Origin of the sequence: Novosphingobium sp. HR1a (genome assembly GCF_015594425.1) — a bacterium.
Classification (GTDB): Bacteria; Pseudomonadota; Alphaproteobacteria; order Sphingomonadales; family Sphingomonadaceae; genus Novosphingobium; species Novosphingobium resinovorum_A.
On sequence record NZ_JABXWS010000118.1, the window covers coordinates 1 to 1,167 of the forward strand.

Annotated in this window: 1 protein-coding gene; it reads left to right on the plus strand. The window is 63.7% G+C overall.

Annotated elements, in window-relative coordinates; all coding sequences use genetic code 11:
* Positions 1 to 1,167, plus strand: a 1,167-nt coding sequence (locus tag HWN72_RS30170; RefSeq protein WP_211152258.1) for an efflux RND transporter permease subunit, incomplete at both ends; no start/stop codon positions are given.

Sequence of the window (1,167 nt, forward strand, 5' to 3'; positions counted from 1 at the left end):
CCGGCCTGTCGGCCGCCAAGGCGTCGGACCTCCTCCAGCAGACAGACCGGATGATAAAGTCCGTGCCCGAGGTGCAGAGCGTTTTCGGCAAGGCGGGTCGAGCGGAAAGCGCGACCGACCCAGCCCCGCTCGAAATGTTCGAGACGACGATCCGTTTCAAACCCCGCGATCAATGGCGGCCCGGCATGACACCGGCAAAGCTGGTCGAGACGCTTGACCGCACCGTGAAGGTGCCGGGCCTTGCCAATATCTGGGTGCCCCCCATTCGCAACCGGATCGACATGCTGGCGACGGGCATCAAAAGTCCGATCGGCGTCAAGGTATCGGGATCGGACCTTGCCGTCATCGACCATATCGCGCGCGAGGTGGAGCGGGTCGCCAAGGGCGTACCCGGTGTCAGTTCCGCGCTGGCCGAACGGCTTACCGGCGGGCGCTATGTCGATGTGCGGATCGATCGGATGGCCGCTGCCCGCTACGGCCTCAACATCGCGGATGTCCAGGCCATCGTCTCCGGCGCGATTGGTGGCGAGACGATCGGCCAGACCGTCGAGGGACTGGCGCGCTATCCCATCAATGTCCGTTATCCGCGTGAACTGCGCGATAGCCCCGATACGCTTCGCACCCTCCCCTTGCTCACCTCTTCGGGACAGCAGATCACTTTGGGGAGCGTGGCCCAGATCGCGATCAGCGACGGGCCGCCCATGCTGAAAACCGAAAATGGGCGGCCATCAACCTGGGTCTATGTCGATGTTCGCGGCCGCGATCTCGCGTCCGTGGTCGCGGATCTGCAACGAGCGGTCGCGCATGAGGTCAAGCTGTCGCCGGGGGTCAGCCTCGCTTATTCCGGCCAGTTCGAATATCTCGCGCGGGCAATCGACCGGCTGAAGATCGTGGTGCCCGCCACCCTCGCGATCATCTTCCTCCTCCTCTACCTGATCTTCCGGCGGCTCGATGAAGCGATGCTCATCATGGGCACGTTACCCTTTGCGCTCACCGGTGGTTTCTGGATTCTCTATCTGCTGGGCTATCACCAGTCGGTCGCGACCGGCGTCGGCTTTATCGCCCTCGCTGGCGTCGCGGCCGAGTTCGGCGTGGTCATGCTGATCTATTTGAAGGACGCGCTCCAGGCACGCGGCGAAAGCCCGTCGCAGAAGGACATTACCGAGG